A 21,894-nucleotide genomic window follows, 5' to 3' on the forward strand; every position below is an offset into this window, starting at 1 on the left:
TATCTAATGATGGTTATGTGCAGCCCCGGCAACAGGTCGAAGCTGCGGTGTGGGGGAAGACCTCAGCCCTTGGTTGCGCCAAAGGTGAGGCCGGAAACAAAGTGCTTTTGCATGGCAAAGAACATCAGCACAGACGGCATGGCGGCTAGCAGAGACCCGGCGGACACCAGGTTCCACGCGGTAGTCCACTGCCCTTTCAAGGCGGCCACCCCGACGGTGATGGGCGCGGCCTCGTCCCCCTGCGTCAAGCACAGAGCCCAGAAGTAGTCGTTCCACACAAAGGTGAAGACCAGGATGGACAGTGCCGCCAGTGCCGGTGTTATGAGTGGCAACACGATCTTGTAGAACAGCTGCCATTCGGACGCACCTTCAATGCGCGCGGCTTCAAACAGTTCAAACGGCAGCTCCTTGATGAAGTTGCGCAAGAACAGCGTGCAAAAGCCGGTCTGGAATGCCACGTGAAAGAACACCAGACCCTGCACCGTGTTGAACATGCCCATCTGCAGGGTCAGGTCCCGCACTGGGATCATCAAGATTTGCACCGGCACAAAGTTGCCCGCCACAAAGGTGGCGAGGATGGAGGTGTTGCCTTTGAAGGGATAGGTGGCCAAAGCAAAGCCGGCCATGGCCGAGAACGCCATGGCGCCCAGCACCGAAGGCAGGGTGATCAGGCAGCTGTTCCAGAAGTACTGCAACATGGGCGAGCTGACCAACACGGTGCGGTAGTTCTCCACCACCGTGATGCTCTGCGGCCAACCCCAATAGTTGCCTTGCAACAGATCCTCATTGGACCGCACCGAAGTCACCATCACGGCCAGCAGCGGCATCAGCCAAAGCAGCAGCGCGATGGGCAGCACGCACTTGTAGCCCAGCCGGTTGATGGGCTTCCATTTCTCAATAGGTAGGGGAAACATGGTGACCCTCGCTCAACTTTCTGCTTTCAGCAGGCGACGCAGCTGATACGCAATGAATACCGACATGATGAGAAACAGCACCACCGCAATGGCGGCGGAGTAGCCAAACCGGAAGTACTTGATGGATTGGTCGTACATGAAGTACGCCAGCACGGTCGAGCTGTCGTAAGGGCCGCCGCCGCTCATCACCGCGATCAGGTCAAAGCTGCGCAGCGCGCCAATCACCGTCAGGGTGATGGCCATGAAGGTGGCAGGCCGCAGCTGCGGCAGCACCACATGCCAGAGCAAGGTCCAGCCGCTGGCGCCTTCCATGCGACCGGCTTCTATGACCTCGTGGTTGATGCCGGTCAGCCCCGTCAGGTACAGGACCATGCAAAACGGTATCTGCGGCCACAGCGCGGAAAAGATGATGCCGTAGGTGGCATAGCGCTCGTCGCCCAGCACCGGCACGCCGTGGCCCACGATGAGCCTGAAGAGGCCAAAGCTCGGGTCGAAGAACCAGCCAAACACCAGGCCCACCACCACGCCCGGCAGCACAAAGGGCGCGAAGAACAGCGACTTGGCCAGCTTGATGCCACGCACCTGCTGGTTCAGGAACAGGGCGAAGGCCAGGCCAATCGGCGGCGCCAGCATGAACAGCAGCAGCCACAGCAGATTGTTCTTCAGCGCGATATAGAAGGTCTGCGACTCAAAGAGTTCGCGGTAGTTGGCCAAGCCTATGTAGACTTTGTCGGCCACACCGTCCCAGTCATAGAAGCTGAGCACGATGCTGTTGAAGATGGGGTAGATCACGTACACCGCAAATACGGTCAATGCGGGTGCAAGAAACAGGGCCGCAGACAGGCGGCGCTGCCTGGCCAATGGCGATGCATGGGCTTGTGTGGACATGGCTTGAATGGCTTTCTGGAGAAGTGGCGCGGGGGCGGATGTCTCAGCCCCTGGCTTGGATTTACTTCTTCGCGTAGATGCGCAGCCGCTGCTGCTCCACCTGCGCCAGGATGTCGTCCAGCTTGCTGGGGTCCGTCATGAAGCGCTGCATGCCCTTCATGCCCTCGTCGGCCATTTCCTTGGTCATGTCGCGGTCGTAGAACTGCGCGATACCGCCCTTGGTGGACGACAGGATGTCAAACGCACGGCGGGCAATCGGGTCGTCCGATACCGTCGACCGGTTGTTGGCAGGCAAGGTGCCAAAGGGTTTGGCCAGCCGGCCACTTATCTCCGGCGTGCCCATAAATGCCAGGAACTTGCGGGCGTCCGGCTTGTTCTTAGCCTTGGCTGGAATGTTCAGGCATTCGGCCGAGCCGTCTTCGGCCATCGGCACACCGCTCTTAACCACAGGGAACTGGAAGAAGCCGGTCTTTTGCTTCACGTCCGGCGGAATGCCGCCCGACAAAAAGGTGCCCATCAGGGTCATCGCCGCCTGTCCTTGGTTGAACAGCGGCTGCGCGGAATCGAGCGTGTAGGACAGCGCGTTTTCGATGAAGTAGCCCTCGTCAAGCAGCGTCTTCCAGGCCGCGTAAACGGCCTTTACACGCGGGTCGGTGTAGGCGATCTCGCCGTCCATCAACTTCATGTGGAACTCGTAGCCGTTGATGCGGAAGTCCAGGTAGTCAAACCATGCGGCCAGTGTCCACGAATCACGCCCGCCTACTACGATGGGCGCAATGCCTGCAGCCTTAAGCTTCTTGCAGGCGTCCAGGAATTCCTCCCAGGTCTTGGGCTCGGCCTTGATGCCCACCTTGTCAAACAAGTCCTTGCGGTAGTACACACCCCAGCCGAAGTAGTCGGTAGGCAGGGCGTACTGCTTGCCCTTATAGGATGAGGCACCCTTCAAGGAGGCAAAGTCTTTGTCCCAGCCGTTCTTGGCCCAGTCCTCGGAGATGTCTTCAAACAGCCCTCGCTTAGCGTAATAGGCCATGCGCTCGCCTTCATGCCATTTCACGATGTCGGGTGCAGCCGTGGTGAGCCAGGCGGGCAACTGCACTTTGTAGGTTTCTTCTTCGATGAAGGCAGCCTTGACCTTGATGTCCGGGTTGGCCTTCTCAAAGTCGGCAATGATGCCCTCCCAAACCGCCCGCGAGCCGCTGCCCTTGAAGGCGATGTTGGCCGTCATGGTGCCCGCGTGGGCCCCGGATGCCAGTGCCAGGGTGGCGGCACATGCGGTGAGTAATTGCTTAAATTTCATCTTTGTCTCCTGTTTTGGTTTAGTTCTGCTGAACCGCGCGTCCGTCCGCGGTGAATAGATGGCAGTGTTCAGCGGGCACTGCCAACGTGATCGCATCGCCCATCCGGTGCGCGGTATTGCCCGGCACGCTGGCGATCAGGCTCTGGCTGTCGCCACAGCTGAAGTGCAAATAGGTTTGTTCGCCCAGCCGTTCGATGGCGGCAATGAGGCCGGTGATCGCTGACGCATCCACGCTGTCCACGGCCTGCGGTGCGCATGGCCGCAGATGCTCGGGACGTATGCCCAGCGTCAACTCCTGGCCCTCTTGCAACTGGCTTGACTTGTGGTGGGTGCGCACGGTTTGCCCGGTGGCGTGGACTGCCACCGCAACGCCGTGGGCATTGCAGTCCAGCACGCGGGCGGCCAAGAAATTCATCTGGGGCGAGCCAATGAAGCCGGCCACAAACTGGCTGTTGGGGCTGTGGTACAGCTCCAGCGGCGCGCCGACCTGGGCGATGCTGCCGTAACGGTCGGTATTAGCGCCGGCATTCAGCAACACGATCTTGTCGGCCAGAGTCATGGCTTCGACCTGGTCGTGGGTCACATACACCGTGGACGATTGTTTGAAGCTGGCATGCAGCTTGGCGATCTCCAGCCGGGTCTGGCCCCGCAAGGTGGTGTCCAGGTTGGACAGCGGCTCGTCGAACAGAAACACGCCCGGCTCCCGCACAATCGCCCGGCCAATCGCCACGCGCTGCCGCTGACCGCCAGAGAGGGCTTTGGGCTTGCGGTCCAACAGCGTCTCCAGCTGCAGAATGCGCGCGGCTTCCAAGACCTTTTGCTGCACTTCGGTCGACGTCTTCTTGGCCAGCTTCAGGCCAAAGCCCATGTTCTCGGCCACCGTCATGTGGGGAAACAGCGCATAGCTTTGGAACACCATGGCCACGCCGCGCTTGGCCGCGGGTACGGCATTGACGCGCTGCCCAGCAATTTCGATGTCGCCACCCGTTGGGTCTTCCAGACCCGCCACGATCCGCAGCAGCGTGGACTTGCCGCAGCCCGACGGCCCGAGGAAGACGCAAAACTCGCTCTCGCCAATGTCCAGGTTCACGTCTTTCAGAACCGGTGGGAAGTCGCCAAACGACTTGAATACGCCCTGCAAACGGATGGCCGCCATGTTTTGTCTCCTGCTTGATTTAACGTTAAATCAACTGCACCAAAAAAAACAGCAAACGCTGCATTTGGCCGTCGCCCCTGTGGCGACACTTTGATTTTTCTGAATTTTGCGGGAGTCTAGCGCAATTTGATTTAACGTTAAACTAGTTTTGCAAAAAAAGTTCTGCTTGAGACGACAATCAGGCCCTGATACAGGCTATCCACCCTGCTGCTCCACGCCCCTCCAACACCTTCGAAATCCGCATCCGACCGATATGGCAACCATCAAAGAAGTGGCACTGCGCGCAGGCGTCACCCCCACCACGGTGACGAATGTGATTCGCGGCAAGGGCCGCGTAGGCGATGAAACCCGTGAGCGAGTGCTGGCCGCAATTGCCGCCGAGAAGTACCGCCCCAATTTGAACGCCCGCGCGCTGGTGGAGCGCAAAGCCCCCACCCTGGCGCTGATGGTGAGCTGCATCACCAACCCCTTCTACCCCGAGTTCACACTGCAGGCCCATCTGGCGGCCCGCAAGAACGGCCGCTTTCTGCTGATCTGCAACACCGAACACGAGGAAGACGGCGGCCAGCAGTTTTTGCACGATGTGGCCGGCTCGCTGTCTGACGGCGTGCTGGTCGCTAACCGGGGTGACCTGTACCTGCCACAGCTGCAGGCCCTGGCAGACAGCGGCATGCCGGTGGTCGTCAGTGTGTGGGAATTCCCGGAGCGCCACCCCGGCATCCCCTGCGTGGGCTTTGATTCACGCAAGGCGGGGCAGCTGGCGACCGAACACCTGCTGGCCCTGGGCCACCGGAAAATTGGCGCCATCATCGCCAGTGCGCTCGACGGCATCCACGGCGGCCGCTACGAGGGCTGCTGCCAGGCCATAGCCGCCGCGGGTGCCGAGCTGCCTGCCGCCAACGTGATGGTCTGTGAAGATTCGTTTGAGCAAGGCTACGCCACCGCGCACCGCTATCTGGCCAGCAAGCCAGACATCACGGCCCTGTTTGTCTCGAACGATCTGCCGGCACTGGCCGTGCTGGACGCCGCCTCCGACCTGGGCATACGCGTGCCGCAAGACCTGTCGGTGGTCAGCATCACCAACATCCAGCAGTCGGCCCAGTCCAGGCCCGGGCTTACCACAGTAGCCATTCCCACTACCGCCATGGCTGCGCGTGGTATTGAAATGTTACTGAGCCTGCTAGACAACGCTCCCGACACCCCGCCAATGGAATGCGTCGACACGCTGGAACTGGTCGTGCGGCAATCAACCGCGCCACCGACCCGGGGCTAAACGACCCTGTCCAAATGCCAAAGGCCTACAACGCGTACATTGACTGTTGCCGCCGATGACAGGTTGACCAGGAGGGGCGGCGGAATTTTTGGACTACTTGGAGGTAGTTCACTCTCTCGGCGCTCTCAGCTCCGTCGAATACCGGGTGAGCCTAGGGCTCGCGGCATAAAACCAGTCCAAGTTTTTATCCGCACCTCCATTAACATCCATTCACAGTATTCAGCCGCCAGCAGTTCCCCCGGCAGCCAGTTCAGCCCAATCCAGCTCTTGCACTAGCGCTCGGTATGCCTGCTCGCCGATGGCTTCCTGATTGCGAAGTTCGATTGCCTTGCGGCGTGCAGCCTTGATGGCCTGTCGCCGCAATGGCCCTCCAGGGACTTCGTTCAGCGGCTGCGCATTGTCCTGGCTTGCGTTCAGTTCGACGACACCCTGGTATTCCTTCTTGAGCAGTCTCGCGTGCACGGAGTCGTCCGTCTGGATCGCGTCGAGCAGTGCCTGATAGATCAGCGTCCGCCCCGCTCGCACTTCTGCGGCTACCGGATCGTCGTCAGACAGCTTCAGCCAGCCGATGAGCGTCTTCATCGTCAGCCCCTGGACCACCAGCGTGCCGAACACCACCACGAACGCGCTCAGGAGGATGAGGTCGCGGAAAGGGAATGGCGAACCATCCGGCAGTGTCTCGGGAATAGCGAAGGCGGCGGCAAGGGTCACGATGCCGCGCATCCCGGCCCAGGAGAGCACGAGGCCGCCGCCCCACGATCGTTTCGGACGCTTCCCGGACTCAATCTTCTTGTTGTTGTGCATTACGAGCGCGCTGTAGCCCATCACCCACAGAAACCGTGTCGCGATGGCTACGCCGAGTACGACCACAGCCACCACGACGGCATCGACGCGGGCGGTGCCGCTCCCCAGGCGCTCCCAGATTGGTCGCAACTGCATGCCGATCAGCACGAAGGCGAGCGCGTTCAAGACGAAGACCACCGTTTCCCAGACGGCGAAAATCGGCACGCGCATGCGCGCCGGAAGTCTTGGGCCACCGCCGCGCGCCATGGTCATCGCAAAAGCCACCATCGTCAGGATGCCGGAGAGGCCGATTTTCTCGGCGAGTATCCAGACCCCGAAAGTGACGGCGAACTGCAGGATCAACGACGTGGGGACGTGCTCAGGCGCACTCGTCACCGGGCGCAAGACGAAGCCCAAGCCGACGCCCGCAGCAATGCTGCCGAACACCGTAAGCAGGAACACCGGCAGGTAGTCGCCGAAGCCCAAAGGTCCCGCGATCGCCGCCATTAGGGCTAAGCGGTACACGAACAACGCGCTGGCGTCGTTAAGCAGGCTCTCGCCTTCCAGGATGTTGAGTACGCGGTGCGGCAATCCCACCTGACGCATTACGGCCGTTGCCGCGGCTGCGTCCGGCGGAGCCACAATGGCGCCCAACGCCACCGCAATCGGCCAAGGCATCTCCGGCACGAGCCAGCGGCAGGCCAGCGCCACGCCGACCACAGTCGTTCCAACTGCGGCCACCACGAGGCCGGTTACGGGACGCCAGTTCGCGCGAAGGTCGCGAACCGATGTATCGTAGGCTGCATCGAGCAGCACCGGCGCCACGAACAAGGCCAAGGCCAACTCAGGATCGAGTGTCCATTGTGGGATCGCAGGTAAGAAAGCCAGACCCGCGCCCCCCAGCGCCAGCAGTGTGGGATACGGCGTCCCGATCCGACGAGCTAGCTCGGCCAGAGACGCTGCTGCGATCAGCAATACGATGATCCACTCAAAGGTTTCCATAACATGATCGCGCCGCTCTCACTGGAGCCGCCTCTGGTTTGACGAGCCGCGCAAAGATCGTGCGGTCGCTGACCCGTTGAGCTGGCGCATCAACGAGCGTATCGAGTCGGTTGTTGAGCGCGTGCGCCTCCTCTTCTTTGAATGTGATGACTCCCGGGGTAGCGGAGCACACCGCTGGTTAACTTCAAAACTTGGTTGCTACTTCTAGCCATCCGCTGGTTATTCGGGCGGCTTGCTTTCCACACAGTTATTGGGTAACGACTATTTGGAATGAGTCCCTCACATCATTCCCAGCACGGGATGCGGAACATAAGGCTTTTCGAGCGCCTGGATTTCTTCGTCGGAGAGTTGAATCTCCAGCGCCGCGACAGCTTCTTCTACGTGCTTTGTCGCTGTCGTCCCGACAATGGGTGCGGCGATGTAGGACTTGCTGAGCATCCACGCCAAGGACATCTGGCCCATCGAGATGCCTCGCGCCTGTGCCAAAGATTGCAGATTGTCGATGACGACCTTATCCAGGTCGTTGGTACCGTCCCAGACCCACTTTGAGACTTCATCGATCTTCACGCGCTGCGTGACCGTTCCCCATGGATGCGCCAGTCGACCGCCGGCCAGTGGGCTCCATGGCGTGAGCGCGATATTGCGATCCCTGCACAGCGGGATCATCTCGCGCTCTTCTTCCCGGTAGATGAGGTTGTAGTGGTTCTGCATCGCGACGAATTTTGTCCATCCGTTCGTCTCCGCGATGTTCTGCATCCTTTCAAATTCCCAGGCGTACATGGTCGAGGCACCGATGTATCTGACCTTGCCGCTTTTCACGACATCGTGGAGCGCCTCCATGGTTTCTTCCATGGGGGTCAGCGGGTCGAGCCGATGGATGGTGTAGAGATCAACGTAGTCCAGGTCCAGCCGCTTCAGGCTCTTGTCGATTTCGCCGAGGATGGCTTTTCGCGAAAGGCCGCTGCCGTTTGGCTTACCGGGCCGCATCTCCATTCGGACCTTGGTAGCGACGACGATGTCATCCCGGTCGAGATTGAATTCCCTGATGAGCTTGCCGGTCACCTCCTCGCTGGAGCCCAACTGGTACACGTTGGCCGTGTCGAAGTAGTTGATGCCGAGCTCGATCGCCTTCTTAAAGATGGGCTTGGCGTCTTCGAAGTCCACCGCCCAGGGGAACAGTCCATGTTCACTGCCTGGTTTGCCAAAACTCATCATCCCGAGACAGATTTTCGAGACGTCGACGCCAGTGTTTCCGAGTTTGATGTACTTCATGATGTTTCCTTTGCTGTTGATTGAGAGCATTCGGCGAGCCGAGTTGGAGACCGCCGAGCCTTATGGACACGACAGCGCAGGATGGCGCAGTCCAGGGTCAGCGCCGTCATTGGGAATCCCTTCGTACGGCAGAACCTTCCACACCGGTCCTGGCCGATGGCGACCTGCGAACCACATACCAAAAAACGAGAAGCAGTGCGAAGGCCAGCAAGACGGCGGCCCCGGACAGCGCTGCGCCAACCCTGTGCGCAAGCTCGATGTTTGGCGCGGTCCCATTCGGCACTACGGGCGCCGCGAATACCACCACGAGAATCGCCAGACCCAGGGCGCCTCCTAGTTGATGCGCCACACCTACGAGTCCTGACGCCGAGCCGGCATCCTGCGGTGCGACGCCGGCCACACCGTTGATCGTGAGCAGCGCCAAGGTAGCCCCCATGCCTGCGCCTACCAGCGCCATCGGCAGCGCAACGCCGAGCAGAAAGGGGCTACCGGCATCGAGCTGTCCTAACCCCGCCATGCCCACGAGCGACGTTGTGAGTGCGGCCGCCAGCACAGCGTTGTGGCCGAACCGGTTCACGAGTCTTGGAGCAGTCAAAGCACCGAGGAAGTTGACCAGCATCGACGGAAAAAAGGCGATGCCGGCCCACATAGGACGCATGCCGAGCACGCCCTGCAGGTACTGAGTGACGTAGAAAAAGAATCCCATCGCGGCGCCGATGAACAGCACGCGTGCTGCATTCGCACCCGAGCGTTCGCGACTAGCGAACAGCCGTAGTGGAAGGATGGGCTGGTCGGCATGACGCTCAACCTGCAGGAACAGCGCGCCAAACACGACACCAGCCAACAGCGGTGCGGCCGTTCTCCAATGCAACCAGCTTTCCTCGGCCGCGTGAACCAGGCCATAGACCAGCGCGACAACGCTCAGAGTGGAGAGGACCGCGCCCGCGATGTCGAACCGACCGGACTGCCGTGGCGTCTCGTCGATGTAGCGACGGGCACCCCACATCAGAAGTGCACCGATCGGGACATTGATGAAGAAGCCGGCCCGCCAAGAGATCAGGTCCGCCACGATGCCACCTACCACCAGACCGAGGCTGGCAGTGATGCCGCCGACCGCCCCATACCAGCCGAGAACACGATTGCGCTCGGGTCCTTCGGCAAAGCTGGTGGACAACAGGGCGAGCGTGGAGGGGGCGAGGACGGCGGCGCCGATGCCTTGAACCGCCCGCGCGCCGACCAACCAAGCTGGCGTGCTGGCCAAGCCGATGAACAGCGAGGCCACACTGAATATGCCCAAACCGACGATGAAAACACGTCGCCGGCCCAGCAGATCGCCGGCACGTGCACCCAGCAGCATGAGGCCTCCAAACGCCAGGGCGTAAGCGTTTTGCACCCACGACAGACCACCCGCCGAGAACCCCAGGCCGTCGCGGATGGAGGGCAGCCCGGTGATCACGATCGAGTTGTCGATCACGATCATCGCGTAGCTGGCGAGCATGATCACCACCAGGTACCCGCGATGCGCCGGATTGGCTGAAATGGTCTCAGCTCGCACGAACCGTCTCCTTGTGAACACCCAGGCTGTGCCGGATGTCCATCTCCGGGGTGACTGCAAGCCGGACTACGAGATCAGCCACGCTCTTGCGTGACACCGACTCGCCGGCCGCTTGAAAGGGTTCGCCCTTTTGCGTAGTTCCGTAGGCGATCTCGTCTCGGTTGTTCAGCCAGGCCGGGCGCAGCAAGATGTAGTCCAGCGACGAGGCTTCGATGACGGCAGCAGCCTTGCGATAGGGATCGAGGATGCTGCCGTGCCGCTCGCCCGGCACTTCGTCGTAGATCCCCATCGAGCTGATGAAGATCAGGCGGCGAACGCCGGCATTGAGCATGGCTTTCACTATCCCCCGGGCCTGCTGCTCCAACGGCCCGGCCAGGTTGGCATACACCACATCGTGGCCCGGCATCACCGCGTCAAGGGCCTGAGCGTCGAGCACGTCACCCTCGACGACTTCTACGCGTGGGTTGCCGTCAAATTTCAGTCGTCGTCGGCCTTGGCGGGCAAACAGGGTAAGCCGGATCTCGGGACGGGTCAGGAACAGATCTGTGGCCACACGGGCGATCTGCCCGTGGGCGCCGAGAATCAACACACGCTTCATGAAATTCCTCTGCGTCGTATGCGTGGGAGAGTCAGGGGTCAGCGCTCGATAAAGTCCATGCGCGTCTCTCTCAGTTGATGCTTCTTCATGAAAACTCCTGTCGTTGGTGGTCCATTCGCCTGTGCGCATCCCAGCGAAGGCACGAGTTCGTCCTGGGCCGCCGTCGAAGGCACCCTGGCGTCGGCTGTGGGTGGTACACGCAGGGGGCCGTTACACGGGACGCCCCTCGCTTCAATCGTTTAGCCGCTCATGCCGCCGGTCGCCTGCTGTTCGCGCAATCGCTTTATGTCGCGCGCAGGCGGCGCCCCGAAAAACCGGCTGTACTCGCGGTTGAACTGGAATTGACTCTCGTAGCCCACGCGGTGCCCTGCGGCGGCCGCGTCGATGTTTTCGCCGAGCATCACGCGCCGCGCTTCCTGCAGGCGAAGTTGCTTCTGGTATTGCAGCGGGCTCATGGCCGTAATGGCCTTGAAGTGGTGGTGCAGCGCAGAGACGCTCCAATGCACCTGCTTGGCGAGGTCTTCCATGCGCAACGTTTCCGCATAGCGCTTCCGCAACACCTCGATGATTTGCGCGACACGCTGGCTGTGGCTCTCGACCATGGCCAATTGCGCGAGCCGCCAGCCATCCGAGGACTTCAATAGCCGGTACACGATCTCCCGGATGACCAGAGGCGCCAAGGTAGGAATGTCTTCAGGAGTCTCCAGCAACGCCAGCAGGCGCAGCAGCGGCTCCAGCAGGACCACCGTGTTGTCGCTGGTGTAGATACCGCGCCCGACCTCATGACCCGAAGAAGGCTTGCCCTTCAAGCCCAGTTCCAATGCCAGGGCCATGATCTCCTTGACGTCCAAGTTGAGCCGCATCGCCAGGTGGGGACATTCGGGCGATGCATCAATCACTTGCCCGACGACAGGAAGGTTCTGCGCAAAGACGAGGTACTGACTTGGGTCGTAGACGTAGACGTCATCGCCGAGCAGTACCCGCTTGCTGCCCTGGGCGATCACGCACAGTGCGGGTTCATAGACCGTGTGCACGGGATGCAGGGTGCGTGAAACCTTGCCGAGGATCAGCCGAGGAATCGCTGTCGTGAAGGCACCTTCTCCCCGGGTTAGACGGGCAATGCTCGCGGCCAACTCCGCTTTCAACACCGTCACCCGCACCGGATCTTCCGACATGCGGAGGCTTGGGTTCGACAGGTGGCCGGTGAACTTGAACATGCGTATCAGCTTAGTTCTTCTGGCGGAGCTTGTCTCACTTTGGTGTCGACCCATGCAGGATCGTGCAAAGAATGAAATGAATCCCGCAATGCCAGCTCAGTAGGTAGTGGCTTGCGCTGCGGACATCAGCCATCGTCCGTCGCGCAAGGAAAGGTCAATGTCGAGCTGCAGAGGCCAAATTCCCCGTGCACCCCAGATGTTGGCGTTGACCCGGTTACGGCCTCTCAACGTTGCCTGGCTGCCATCGACTTTGATGACAACCTCCTCTTCCGCAGAGTCGTGGTAACGCATTTGTCCCGACTCGATGTGTGCCAGCCACTCGGCGCGAGGCTGGTCGTACCCGGTCATGTGGACGAGATGAAAATCGTCGGTCAGCATGGAGGCCAAAGTTCGCGTATCGGAGGTCACCATAGCCCGGTGCATGCGGCTGTACAGTGCATGGATGGCTTGTTGTTCGGCGGGTGGTTGAGACATGGGGTTCTGACTCCTTCGAGATGCGTCAATATTCCGAGCAATGGCAGCACTGCCCCTTGGTTCGCTGGCATTGCTACGGAGCGTCGGCCGCTGGCCTGGTACATCTACCCTCGTCGCCGACTGGCGGGGTGGAATGGCTTCCTCTTCCAACAGCAGCCGAAAGCCGATGCTGATGCCGCGGTAGTCCGGGTCATAGGGCTTGCGAAATGCCGAGCGCCAGCTTCCGGAGGTGACATGCCAGCTCCCGCCGCGCACGGTGCGGCTCGTACCGGAGGCTGGTCCTGGCGGATCGCTGGCCGGACTGTTCGCGTAGTAGGCGTCGCTGTACCTGTCCTGCACCCATTCCCAGACGTTGCCGTGCACGTCGTACAAACCCCAGGCGTTCGGAAGCTTCTGCCCCACGGGATGCGTTGCACCGGACGCGAAGTCCTCGCCGTACCAGGCGTATCGACCGAGTTGCTGCACGTCGTCGCCAAACGAGTAGGTCGTCGTCGTGCCGGCCCGTGCTGCGTATTCCCACTCCGCTTCGGTCGGCAATCGGTAGCGCCGGTGGCCTTCGCGCTCGTTCAAGCGCTGGATGAAAGCCTGAGCGTCGTTCCACGACACGGTGGCAGGATTCGACGGCTTGCGCAGGCGCTCGGCCATGCCCGGCAGGTCGTAGTAGGGATTCGAGCGCCGCGAATTAAAGGGGCTATTGCCCATCACCGCTTCCCACTGCGTCAGCGTGACCTCGTGCCGGGCCAAGTAAAACGGGCGCGTGATCGTCACCCGGTGGCGAGGCTTCTCCGCAGCGCCGGCGTCGCGGTCGTCGTCGCCCGATCCCATCATGAAGCTGCCGGCAGGTATTCGTACGAAACTGATGCCGATGCTGTTGGTGTGCTGGGCCGCCGGAGAATGGACAGAGTTCGCAGCCTCGGCTTGCCCGACTTGCGCGCTCGCGAAGGTGGCGAACAGCATCGAGATCGAAGCCAGCACGACAGTGTGTGACTTCAAGTGCTTCTGTGTCTGCATCAGGTGGCTCCCAGTGGTCGGTGTGATCGGATCTATCGGCCGCCGGGTCTTTGCTGCAGCCAGTTCGTCACCCGCTCCAGCGTGTCACGCTCCTGGTCCGCCTGCATGACGAAGGCGTCAGCAATGCGTGCACGCAGCGCGAGTTGAGCGAGGACGGCGAGGCTACGCCCCGTCCCGTAGCCACCGTGCGTGATGAAGGGAACGATGATCTTGCCCGTCAGGTTGTGGCGAGTCAGGAACGACCGGATCGGCGGCGGCGCCGTCATGCCCCAGATCGGGAAGCCCAGGAACACTATTCGATAGCGCTCCATGCCGAGTACCGTTGCTTTCAACTGCGGCTCGAAGCCGGTTTCGGCTTCGCGTGCCGCTTGCTCCACCGTCTGCCGGTAGTCCTCCGGATAAGGCTGTAACGCCTGGATCTCGAAGACGTCCGCAGTCTGAGCACGCGCGATCTGGCCGGCGACCACGCGCGTATTCCCCGAGCGCGACAGATAGGCGACAAGAACCTGGTTCGGGCTAGGGACCATGGCGGTCGTCGGATTCCCGCGCGCAGCGGTAGCGGCACTGCTGACGGTGGTGAGCAAGAGTGCACGCTGAAAGAAGTCGCGACGGCCGGACAGCGTTTCCATGCGTTCTCAACGAGTAACGGCGGGCGCGGCTTCGCCGAACCAGTAAGCAGCGGTTACGCCGCCATCCATAAGGAAATCGCTGCCGGTGATGAAGCCACCATCCGACCCCATCAGGAGTGCGGCCACGTTGCCCACTTCATCCGGAGTCCCCGCTCGCCCAACTGCACAGGTGTCGATCATTCTGCGGTAGCCCTCGCCTCGCGGGCCGGTCAGCTCATCACGTGCCAGCGGGGTGATGATGATGCCGGGGCTGATAGTATTGATCCGCGCGCCGCGGCGCCCCCACCGCACGGCTTCGGCCATCACACGCAGCGAGTTGCCGCGTTTAGACAGTTGGTAGGCATGCAGCGTATCGGTCACTTTGCTCGGCTGGAGCATTTCCAGTTTCAGCAACTCCTCCGTTGGAGTGCTTGCCAGAGCCTTGTCCTGTTCCGCCGTCAGCGCAGGCAGCCGATGACCGGATTGGGAAGAGATGACCACGCCCGAGCCGCCGCGTGCGATCACTTCGCCGACCAGCTCCAGCAGCAGGGCCGTGCCATACAGATCAACCTTCAGGATGGTCTCGATAGGCGCCTGCGACGGCGACACACCGGCAGCATGGATGAGGCCGGTAATGCTGCCCAGACTATGCGCCTTCTCGATCAGAGCCTGGACCGAGGCACGCGACGAGATGTCGACCGCTGCTGCACTAACGTCGAACCCGGCATTGGCGAGCGCGTTGGCAGCTTCGATCGAACTTTGATCTGTGAGGTTGGCGAGCAGCAGGTGCTTGCCTGCGCCGACCCGCCTGGCGATGGCCTGGCCGATAAATCCGGCACCGACGACAACGACGACATCTTTCATCTTGTTCTCCTGTGAATGGTGTGGCGGATAAGGGAGCCGATCGGATTGCGCTGCTCGCTATCCGGCCACTCGTTGGAGGTCCTCGCGTACCCGCGCGGGCTCATTGCTCAAGGGCATATTCGGCGTGTCGCGCACAGCGTCCAGCGCACCCACGGTGTCAAGGTCCAGCTTCGCGAACAAGGCGTCGAAGTCCGTGGTGGCCGGACCGCGTTCAGAGACCAGCTCGAAGGTCTTTCCGCGGGCGGCCTCGGAACTCAAGCTGCGTACCAGGACCTCGGCGATCTGCTGGCGCGAGACCACGCCGTCGCTCGGATTGCCGGCATGACGGGTATCGCCTTGCAGTAGCACGAGTCGATGCTGATCGGGAGCGTTGTAGTCGAACCAGCCCGGCCGCACAATGGTGTAGGCGAGGCCGCTGGCTCGCACCAGCCGCTCATCACGGCGCTTCCAGTCGTGGATTTCGGTCGTGTTGTTGAAAGCGCCTTGCCGGTTGGTCACGCCGATAGCGGTCATTAAGGCGATGCGCACCTTACGACCGCCGAGTGCTGCAAGCACATTGCGTACGCCGCCATAGTCGACATTCTCGGCGGCGGCTTTTCCATTCCCTTCTGAGCCGTGAGTGAACACGATGGCGTCCACGCCCTTGACGGCCTGCACCAACGTTGAAGGATGAGTGAGATCGCCGATCACTCGGTGCGCCTGCGCTGGCAGACTGCCTGCACGAGCCAGATCTCGCACCAACGCCTGTACCGTGTGCCCTTGATGCAATGCCTCTGAGACAGCGAGCTGACCGATGCTGCCAGTCGCTCCGACAACCAGCAAATTGAGCGGTGCGGGGCTCATGCCGAAGCCTCCTGTTTCAACGAGGTCATGTCGATCACGAAACGATACTTCACATCGGCCTTGAGCATGCGCTCGTAGGCTTCGTTGATGTCTTGGATGCGGATGACTTCCACATCCGAATGGATGCCGTGCTGGCCGCAAAAGTCCAACATTTCCTGTGTTTCGGCGATGCCGCCGATCAGCGAGCCCGCCAGGGCCTTGCGGTTGAAAACAAGCGGGCCGGTGTTGAAAGGAGGTTCCAGTGGGCCAAGGTAGCCAACCATGACGATCGCTCCGTTGGTCGCTAGCGTCGGCACGTAGGGGTTCAGGTCGTGCTGGTACGGCACCGTATCGATGATCAGGTCGAAATGGCCGGTCACCGCTGCCATCTGCGCAGGGTCGGTGGAGATGACGATGCGATCGGCTCCGAGACGGCGCGCGTCTGCTTCCTTGCCCGGCGAACGGCTGAAAAGCGTCACCTCGGCACCCATGGCTTTGGCAAGCTTCAGCCCCATGTGACCCAGGCCACCGAGGCCGACGATGGCTACCTTGCTGCGGGGGCCGACCTGCCAGTGGCGCAGCGGAGAGTAGGTGGTGATGCCGGCGCATAGCAACGGCGCAGCACCAGCCGCGTCCAGTGCATCAGGCAGCTTCAGCACGAAGTGCTCGGCCACGACGATCTTCTCGCTGTAGCCGCCGTAGGTGCGCGTGCCATCGATCGGGTCGTTGTGGTTGTAGGTATAGGTTGCGCCGTTCTCGCAATACTGCTCCCAGCCCTTGCCGCAGGCATTGCAGTGGTGGCATGACTCGACCAGACAGCCGACGCCGACGCGATCACCTGCCTTGAAGCGAGTGACTTCAGGGCCGACTTCGAGCACCCGCCCGACGATCTCGTGGCCGGGAACCATCGGGTATTGCGCATTGCCCCAGTCGTTTCGCGCGTTGTGCACGTCGGAATGGCAGACGCCGCAGTAGAGGATTTCAATGACAACGTCGTCGAGGCGCGGCCTACGGCGGTCGAACTCGAACAGGCCCAGCCGGCTTGCGGGCGAGTGGGCGGCGTAGCCTTTTACGTGGTAGGTCATGGCAATGGCTCTTTCGAATGCGATAAAGGACGGTAGACAGTCATTAACGCCCCACTCGGCTGGCCAACTGAGCGGGATAGCGTGCGCCTTCGATCGTGATGTGCGAGAGAACGTCGGCGATGTTCTGCAGTTCTTCGCCGGTCAATTCGACAGCCGAGGCACCGAGGTTTTCTTCCAGGCGATAGAGCTTGGTGGTTCCCGGAATAGGAACGACCCAGGGCTTCTGTGCCAGCAGCCAGGCCAGGGCCACCTGGGCCGGCGTGACTCCCTTGACTTGGGCGATCAGGGTCACTGCATCGACGAGCGCTTGGTTGGCCTGTCGCGCCTCGGCGGAAAAGCGTGGTACTACGTTGCGGAAATCGTCTTTCGTGAACTGCGTGTCGGCCTTGATCGCGCCGGTCAGGAAGCCCTTGCCCAGCGGGCTGAAAGGCACGAAACCGATTCCGAGCTCCTCCAGCGTAGGCAGGATCGCCTGCTCGGGTTCCCGCCACCATAACGAGTATTCGCTCTGCAAAGCCGCAACCGGCTGAACGGCGTGAGCGCGTCGGATTGATTCGACGCCGGCTTCGGATAGACCGAAGTGGCATACCTTGCCCTCAGCCATTAGTTCCTTGACCGTGCCCGCCACGTCTTCCATCGGCACCTGTGGATCGACGCGGTGTTGGTATAGCAGATCGATGCGATCCGTGCGCAAATGCCGTAGCGAGGCATCGACGACAGCGCGGATGCGTTCTGGCCGGCTGTCAGTACCCAGCGATGGCTTGCCTTCCTTGAAGCCGAACTTTGTTGCGATGACTACTTGGTCACGCACCGGCGCCAAGGCCTCTCCGACCATCTCCTCGTTAAGCGCGCCGTAGGCCTCGGCGGTGTCGAAGAGAGTCACGCCCCGGTCAAACGCCTGGCGGATAAGTTTCACGCCCGACGAGCGATCCAAGGCGTGGCCATAGCCGAAGCTCAGGCCCATGCACCCGAAACCGAGTGCCGACACTTCCAGGCCGCTGCTGCCGAGTTGACGATGTTTCATGTTTATCTCCTTCAATACGAAGCGCTCTATCAAGGACTGCCGACGGGGAGGCGCAGGCAGGTTGACTCAGGAAGAGGCAGCGGAAATGCCACGCCCCCTTTGATAAAGATGTCACTGTAGGCGTTTGTCTGTCAATCAACTAGGTTGCAAAAACTTGTTCCACAATCAAGTTTTTATTGATACTGTGCGGATATTGAGAAAGTGAATACATTCATGCCGATCAACGAGTTACGTGCCATCGCCACTTTCGCCAAGGCTGTCGAACTTGGTAGCATCCGACGGGCGGCCCTTGCCCAGGACGTATCTCCTCAGGCAGCAAGTCAAGCGCTTGCACAACTGGAGAACCATCTGGGTGTTCGGCTCTTGCATCGGACGACTCGGAGTCTGTCGCTGACGGATGAAGGTCAGCGGTTCCTGGAGACCACGCAGCCCGCATTGGCTGCGCTTGACCGTGCCTTGAACCAGGCTCGCGCTTCGAAGGACGAAATCGCCGGACCGCTTCGGATAGTGGGCCCCAAATCCTCGTTCTCGCCGATCCTGATGCCGCTCATCGACGAGTTCTGCGGCTTATATCCGGACGTGCAGCCCGATGTGCAGTTGGACGATGGGAAGAGCAATTGGGTTACGGAGCGGGTGGATGTCGGATTCAGGATAGGTCAATCACCGGAGGAAGGCGTAATCGCGCGGCGACTCTTTCCTGTTCAACTCATGATCTGTGCTGCGCCGTCCTACTTGGAGCGCCATGGGGCGCCGAAATCGCTGGACGACTTGGCGACGCATCGCTGCAGCGCTTTTCGTCATCCCGCCACGGGGCAAGCGCTTCCGTGGTATCTCGTCATCGATGGCGAAATCGTGCACCGGCACGTTTCGCCCACATTCGCCACCAACGACACCGAACTTGAAGTGCAGGCCGTCCTTGCAGGGCAGGTGATCGGCCAGCTTGCGAATCTATCGGTAGCCGAACACATTCGGGCGGGCCGCCTCGTACCGCTGCTTCTCAAACACATGAGCAATCATATCCACGTTCATTTGTACTACGGCAGTCGCACGGCGCAGCCGAGGCGAGTGCGCTCATTTATCGATCTAGCGATTGAGCGACTGCATGAAACGTCGACTTACGTGCTGAGCACGAAAGAGCTGTCGGCGGCCTCCGCGCGAGCTAAGCATCGCCAGTCCTAGTTCCACAAGGAAACCCTGCCATGATCCAACTACCGAAGTCGATTGCCGGGAGACACAAAAGTACGGCCTCTGGCAGATCAGTCAGCCTTGCTGACGCCCCATCTGCTACCGCTAAGGAGCGAAATCATGGAGCCACTCCGTCAGCTCATAAACCGTGCAGAGCATGTAGGACGTCTGCATAGCGGCAATTAACACCAAGTGTGAAGCGACTGCTACCCATTCCAATCGCTTTGTCGTGCGATTTTGATTGCTCCCCCGGTGTCACCACTCTTCCTAAAGTCGCAGATTCAGGCTACGGATGCAGGATCGTGCAAACCTTGACGAGAATCTTGCAACCTTATGCAGCCGTCGCTCTCAACCTTGCTGATATTGTTAGTGCTCTTATTCGGCTCGAACAACATAGGGGATATTCATGCCAACCGAAACTCTGGAGCAACGAATCAAGGCACTTGAAGACAAGGCCGCACTCAAAGCCATCGTTGATTCATTTTCGAACCTCGCAGACCAAAAGGACAACGCCACGCAAGCGCTGCTCTTCACTGAGGACGCTGTCGTGGACACTTACTTCGAAGGTCAACTCTTTGCGTCACTCAGAGGGCGCAAGCAGATTGAGGAAACCTTTTCAAGCTTTATGGCCAACTTCGAGACCTCGTACCACATCAATGGCCAACATACCGCGGAGCTTGATGGAGATCGCGCAACGGCAGTTCACTACTGTCTCGTTATCCTAATCAGTGCAGCGGACGGCAAGAAGATCAGGAGCACCAACGGTGTGAGTTATAAGGATGAGTACGTTCGCGAGGGTAATCGGTGGCTGATCTCAAACCGAACTTCTTATTTCACGTGGCGTGACCATCAGGAAATCGGTCAGTCATAAGGGAAGATCGGCCAAGAGTGGCGTTAGCGCTTGGGCTGTAAGGAATTCGAGGTTCGGGTTGCTTCACGAAAGGCAGGGCAACTCGCGACGGGTCAATCCGGGGACTTCTAGTCCAGAAGTCTTTGTGTGCCGAGCCCCATCAAGGCAAACACTGCTCAATTTGCTCGTACTCGCTTTTACCAGCGCCTTGCCTACCAACGGGTAAGACACCGTGGCGCGGCGACTGCCGCTGGCGCGCAATCTCTAGGTGCCCCTGTGGTTATGCCGGCAGTTGAGGTGCATTTGGCGCCTGCCCAGCCGGTCGCCACGGGATCGGCCGATACCTTCACCGGCATTGTCCGCTTCAGCTCGCCCTTCCAGGCCCTGCCACCAGGCAAGGCGGGCGGTGCCACTGTGACATTCGAAGCAAGTGCCCGGACTGCTTGGCACAGCCATCCCTTGGGGCAAACGCTGATCGTCACAGCCGGGTTGGGTCTAGTCCAGCAGCAAGGACAGCCGGCTTACGCTATCCGCCCCGGCGATGTCGTCGCCATACCCCCGAACGTGCGCCACTGGCATGGTGCAGGCCCCAACGGCTCAATGACTCATGTCGCCATCGCGGAGCGGGAAGACTGCATCTCGGTAATCTGGCAAAACAAGGTCACCGATCAAGACTACCAAGCAGCCTTGGCGTGCACCGGACTCGGCATCCACCCCAGCGAAAAGTCGCTGGCTGCGGTACGTGCGCAACCTAAGTCCGAAACCCTGTCCGCAAAATAGCCACAGATGGCCGCATGCATGGCGACCAGCGACATGTCGCAGTTAAACGTCGACTTCAGCCAAAGGCTGGATGTATGGATGACGATCAGTGAGGCCAAGGTCGTTCTGGTGCTGCTCTATACCTACGCCGGCTTTCCAAGTGGCAAAAATTTCGCTATATGAAAAAGTAGGGCGTTGGTCGCTCGTGGCTGGCTGAAAACGTCCGTTCGATCCGTTGCGATCAAAATCGCTCAGCCATTGAGGGGCGCAGAATGTCTTCTTCGGGCACGGCCAGGAATTCCGCGATGCCCGCCCCGCAACTCCTTTTCACCGAGCACATACTCTGCGTTGTCGCTCAGCCGCTTGACCGCAAGGTCGATGAAGGCCCGTGCTCGTGCCGGTTGCGACGTCCGGCTGCCGAAGTACACGAAGTAGCTGGCGAAGTCCTGCATGTGGTCGCTGAGAATGGGGACGAGTTGACCCGAGCGGATGTAGGGCGCTGCCGTCACTCCCGCCAACTGACCCAAGACTTTGCCCGCCAGCACGGCCTGCAGCTCAAAGACTTCATCATTGCTGCAGATGGCGGGCACGACCGGTTGCTCGATGGCCTGATCGCCCACCCGTACATGCCACGGCGCCACTCTGCCGGTCCCTGGATGCCGGAAAGCACTGCATCGGTGTGACGCAAGCGCGGCCAGCGAGTCCGGCACACCATGACGTTCAAAGTAAGCCGGAGCGCCGCAAATGACCATTTGCAGCGGAAACAGCCTTCGCGCGATGACACCCTCATGCGGCGAGGGGCCGAGCCGAAAGCCCACGTCCACCCGATCCTCGACCCAGTTGCCCACCCGGTCATCGAGAAGCACGTCGGGCTGGATGCCGGGATACAGCTCACAGAACTCCTCGACCAATCGCCAGAGGATGGGTTGGAAAGTCGTGCGTGGCCCCGCGATGCGCAAGGGCCCGGCGAACTCGTCTCTTGCCGTTTGAGCGTTCTGTAGCGCACGCTGCATGCCCAGCAACGCCGGCTGGACATCCTCCAGCAAGCGCTGGCCCGCATCAGTCAAGGACATCACCCGCGTCGTGCGATGAAACAGCCGCGCGTTCAGGTGCGCCTCCAGTTGCGCGAGCGCCTTGCTTGCCGCCTGCGGACTGATGCTGAGCGTCTGCGCCGCCTTGCGCAGGCTGCCCAGTTCGGCGGCCTTGATGAAGGTCGAGACGGATCGAAGTTCGTTGATCGCCATTTGAGTGTGCCTC

21 protein-coding genes are annotated in these 21,894 nt (G+C 60.7%); 5 read left to right on the forward strand and 16 right to left on the reverse strand.

Annotated elements, in window-relative coordinates:
- Positions 1-62: 62 nt before the first annotated feature.
- The 4 genes from AC07R0_RS06950 to AC07R0_RS06965 form a co-directional block, all read right to left on the reverse strand.
- A complete protein-coding gene (locus AC07R0_RS06950) occupies positions 63-914 on the reverse strand; it encodes a carbohydrate ABC transporter permease (RefSeq protein ID WP_495097713.1) in 852 nt (283 codons plus the stop codon).
- A gap of 12 nt (positions 915-926) precedes the next feature.
- Positions 927-1,802 (reverse strand): carbohydrate ABC transporter permease, encoded by an 876-nt coding sequence (locus AC07R0_RS06955; protein WP_495097712.1) that lies wholly within the window; start codon positions 1,800-1,802, stop codon positions 927-929.
- 61 nt (positions 1,803-1,863) lie between these two features.
- Positions 1,864-3,099, reverse strand: coding sequence for an ABC transporter substrate-binding protein (locus AC07R0_RS06960; protein ID WP_495097711.1), 1,236 nt, complete (start codon positions 3,097-3,099; stop codon positions 1,864-1,866).
- 19 nt (positions 3,100-3,118) lie between these two features.
- Positions 3,119-4,255, reverse strand: a complete 1,137-nt coding sequence (locus AC07R0_RS06965; protein ID WP_495097710.1) for an ABC transporter ATP-binding protein — start codon at positions 4,253-4,255, stop codon at positions 3,119-3,121.
- 253 nt (positions 4,256-4,508) lie between these two features.
- Here AC07R0_RS06965 and AC07R0_RS06970 point away from each other — a divergent pair, with 253 nt between their 5' ends.
- A complete protein-coding gene (locus AC07R0_RS06970; RefSeq protein ID WP_495097709.1) occupies positions 4,509-5,528 on the forward strand; it encodes a LacI family DNA-binding transcriptional regulator in 1,020 nt (339 codons plus the stop codon).
- Between the two features lie 219 nt (positions 5,529-5,747).
- On the opposite strand, the gene AC07R0_RS06975 is transcribed toward AC07R0_RS06970, so the two are convergent.
- The 11 genes from AC07R0_RS06975 to AC07R0_RS07025 form a co-directional block, all read right to left on the reverse strand.
- On the reverse strand, positions 5,748-7,313 hold the full coding sequence (locus AC07R0_RS06975; protein ID WP_495097708.1) for a Na+/H+ antiporter: 1,566 nt from the start codon (positions 7,311-7,313) through the stop codon (positions 5,748-5,750).
- Positions 7,314-7,592: 279 nt separating this feature from the next.
- Entirely contained in the window at positions 7,593-8,585 is a 993-nt protein-coding gene (locus tag AC07R0_RS06980) for an aldo/keto reductase (RefSeq protein WP_495097707.1), read from the reverse strand.
- 106 nt (positions 8,586-8,691) lie between these two features.
- Positions 8,692-10,140, reverse strand: a complete 1,449-nt coding sequence (locus AC07R0_RS06985) for an MFS transporter (RefSeq protein WP_495097706.1) — start codon at positions 10,138-10,140, stop codon at positions 8,692-8,694.
- Positions 10,130-10,738, reverse strand: coding sequence for an NAD(P)H-binding protein (locus AC07R0_RS06990; RefSeq protein ID WP_495097705.1), 609 nt, complete (start codon positions 10,736-10,738; stop codon positions 10,130-10,132). The genes AC07R0_RS06985 and AC07R0_RS06990 overlap by 11 nt, the downstream gene beginning before the upstream one ends.
- A gap of 239 nt (positions 10,739-10,977) precedes the next feature.
- The gene (locus AC07R0_RS06995; protein ID WP_495097704.1) at positions 10,978-11,955 is read right to left on the reverse strand and encodes an AraC family transcriptional regulator; all 978 of its coding nucleotides are present in this window, start codon (positions 11,953-11,955) and stop codon (positions 10,978-10,980) included.
- Positions 11,956-12,051: 96 nt separating this feature from the next.
- The gene (locus AC07R0_RS07000) at positions 12,052-13,440 is read right to left on the reverse strand and encodes an SUMF1/EgtB/PvdO family nonheme iron enzyme (protein ID WP_495097703.1); all 1,389 of its coding nucleotides are present in this window, start codon (positions 13,438-13,440) and stop codon (positions 12,052-12,054) included.
- Positions 13,441-13,472: 32 nt separating this feature from the next.
- Positions 13,473-14,069 (reverse strand): flavodoxin, encoded by a 597-nt coding sequence (locus AC07R0_RS07005; protein ID WP_495097702.1) that lies wholly within the window; start codon positions 14,067-14,069, stop codon positions 13,473-13,475.
- A gap of 6 nt (positions 14,070-14,075) precedes the next feature.
- A complete protein-coding gene (locus tag AC07R0_RS07010; RefSeq protein ID WP_495097701.1) occupies positions 14,076-14,912 on the reverse strand; it encodes an SDR family oxidoreductase in 837 nt (278 codons plus the stop codon).
- A 57-nt stretch (positions 14,913-14,969) separates the two neighbouring features.
- Complete coding sequence (locus AC07R0_RS07015) at positions 14,970-15,755, reverse strand: SDR family oxidoreductase (RefSeq protein WP_495097700.1); 786 nt, start codon at positions 15,753-15,755, stop codon at positions 14,970-14,972.
- Positions 15,752-16,819 (reverse strand): NAD(P)-dependent alcohol dehydrogenase, encoded by a 1,068-nt coding sequence (locus tag AC07R0_RS07020; RefSeq protein WP_495097699.1) that lies wholly within the window; start codon positions 16,817-16,819, stop codon positions 15,752-15,754. The genes AC07R0_RS07015 and AC07R0_RS07020 overlap by 4 nt, the downstream gene beginning before the upstream one ends.
- 43 nt (positions 16,820-16,862) lie before the next feature.
- Positions 16,863-17,843, reverse strand: coding sequence for an aldo/keto reductase (locus AC07R0_RS07025; RefSeq protein WP_495097698.1), 981 nt, complete (start codon positions 17,841-17,843; stop codon positions 16,863-16,865).
- A 213-nt stretch (positions 17,844-18,056) separates the two neighbouring features.
- On the opposite strand from AC07R0_RS07025, the gene AC07R0_RS07030 reads away from it, so the two are divergent.
- The 4 genes from AC07R0_RS07030 (at position 18,057) to AC07R0_RS07045 (ending at position 20,820) form a co-directional block, all read left to right on the forward strand.
- Positions 18,057-19,022: a LysR family transcriptional regulator gene (locus AC07R0_RS07030; RefSeq protein ID WP_495097697.1), complete on the forward strand. Its 966-nt coding sequence runs from the start codon at positions 18,057-18,059 to the stop codon at positions 19,020-19,022.
- 412 nt (positions 19,023-19,434) lie between these two features.
- Positions 19,435-19,899 (forward strand): nuclear transport factor 2 family protein, encoded by a 465-nt coding sequence (locus tag AC07R0_RS07035; protein ID WP_495097696.1) that lies wholly within the window; start codon positions 19,435-19,437, stop codon positions 19,897-19,899.
- A gap of 261 nt (positions 19,900-20,160) precedes the next feature.
- Positions 20,161-20,658 (forward strand): (R)-mandelonitrile lyase, encoded by a 498-nt coding sequence (locus tag AC07R0_RS07040; RefSeq protein WP_495097695.1) that lies wholly within the window; start codon positions 20,161-20,163, stop codon positions 20,656-20,658.
- Positions 20,659-20,676: 18 nt separating this feature from the next.
- Positions 20,677-20,820, forward strand: a complete 144-nt coding sequence (locus tag AC07R0_RS07045) for a hypothetical protein (protein WP_495097694.1) — start codon at positions 20,677-20,679, stop codon at positions 20,818-20,820.
- Positions 20,821-20,888: 68 nt separating this feature from the next.
- On the opposite strand, the gene AC07R0_RS07050 is transcribed toward AC07R0_RS07045, so the two are convergent.
- Entirely contained in the window at positions 20,889-21,881 is a 993-nt protein-coding gene (locus tag AC07R0_RS07050; RefSeq protein ID WP_495097693.1) for a LysR family transcriptional regulator, read from the reverse strand.
- Positions 21,882-21,894: the final 13 nt, after the last annotated feature.

The organism is Rhodoferax sp. GW821-FHT07F03 (assembly GCF_059418745.1).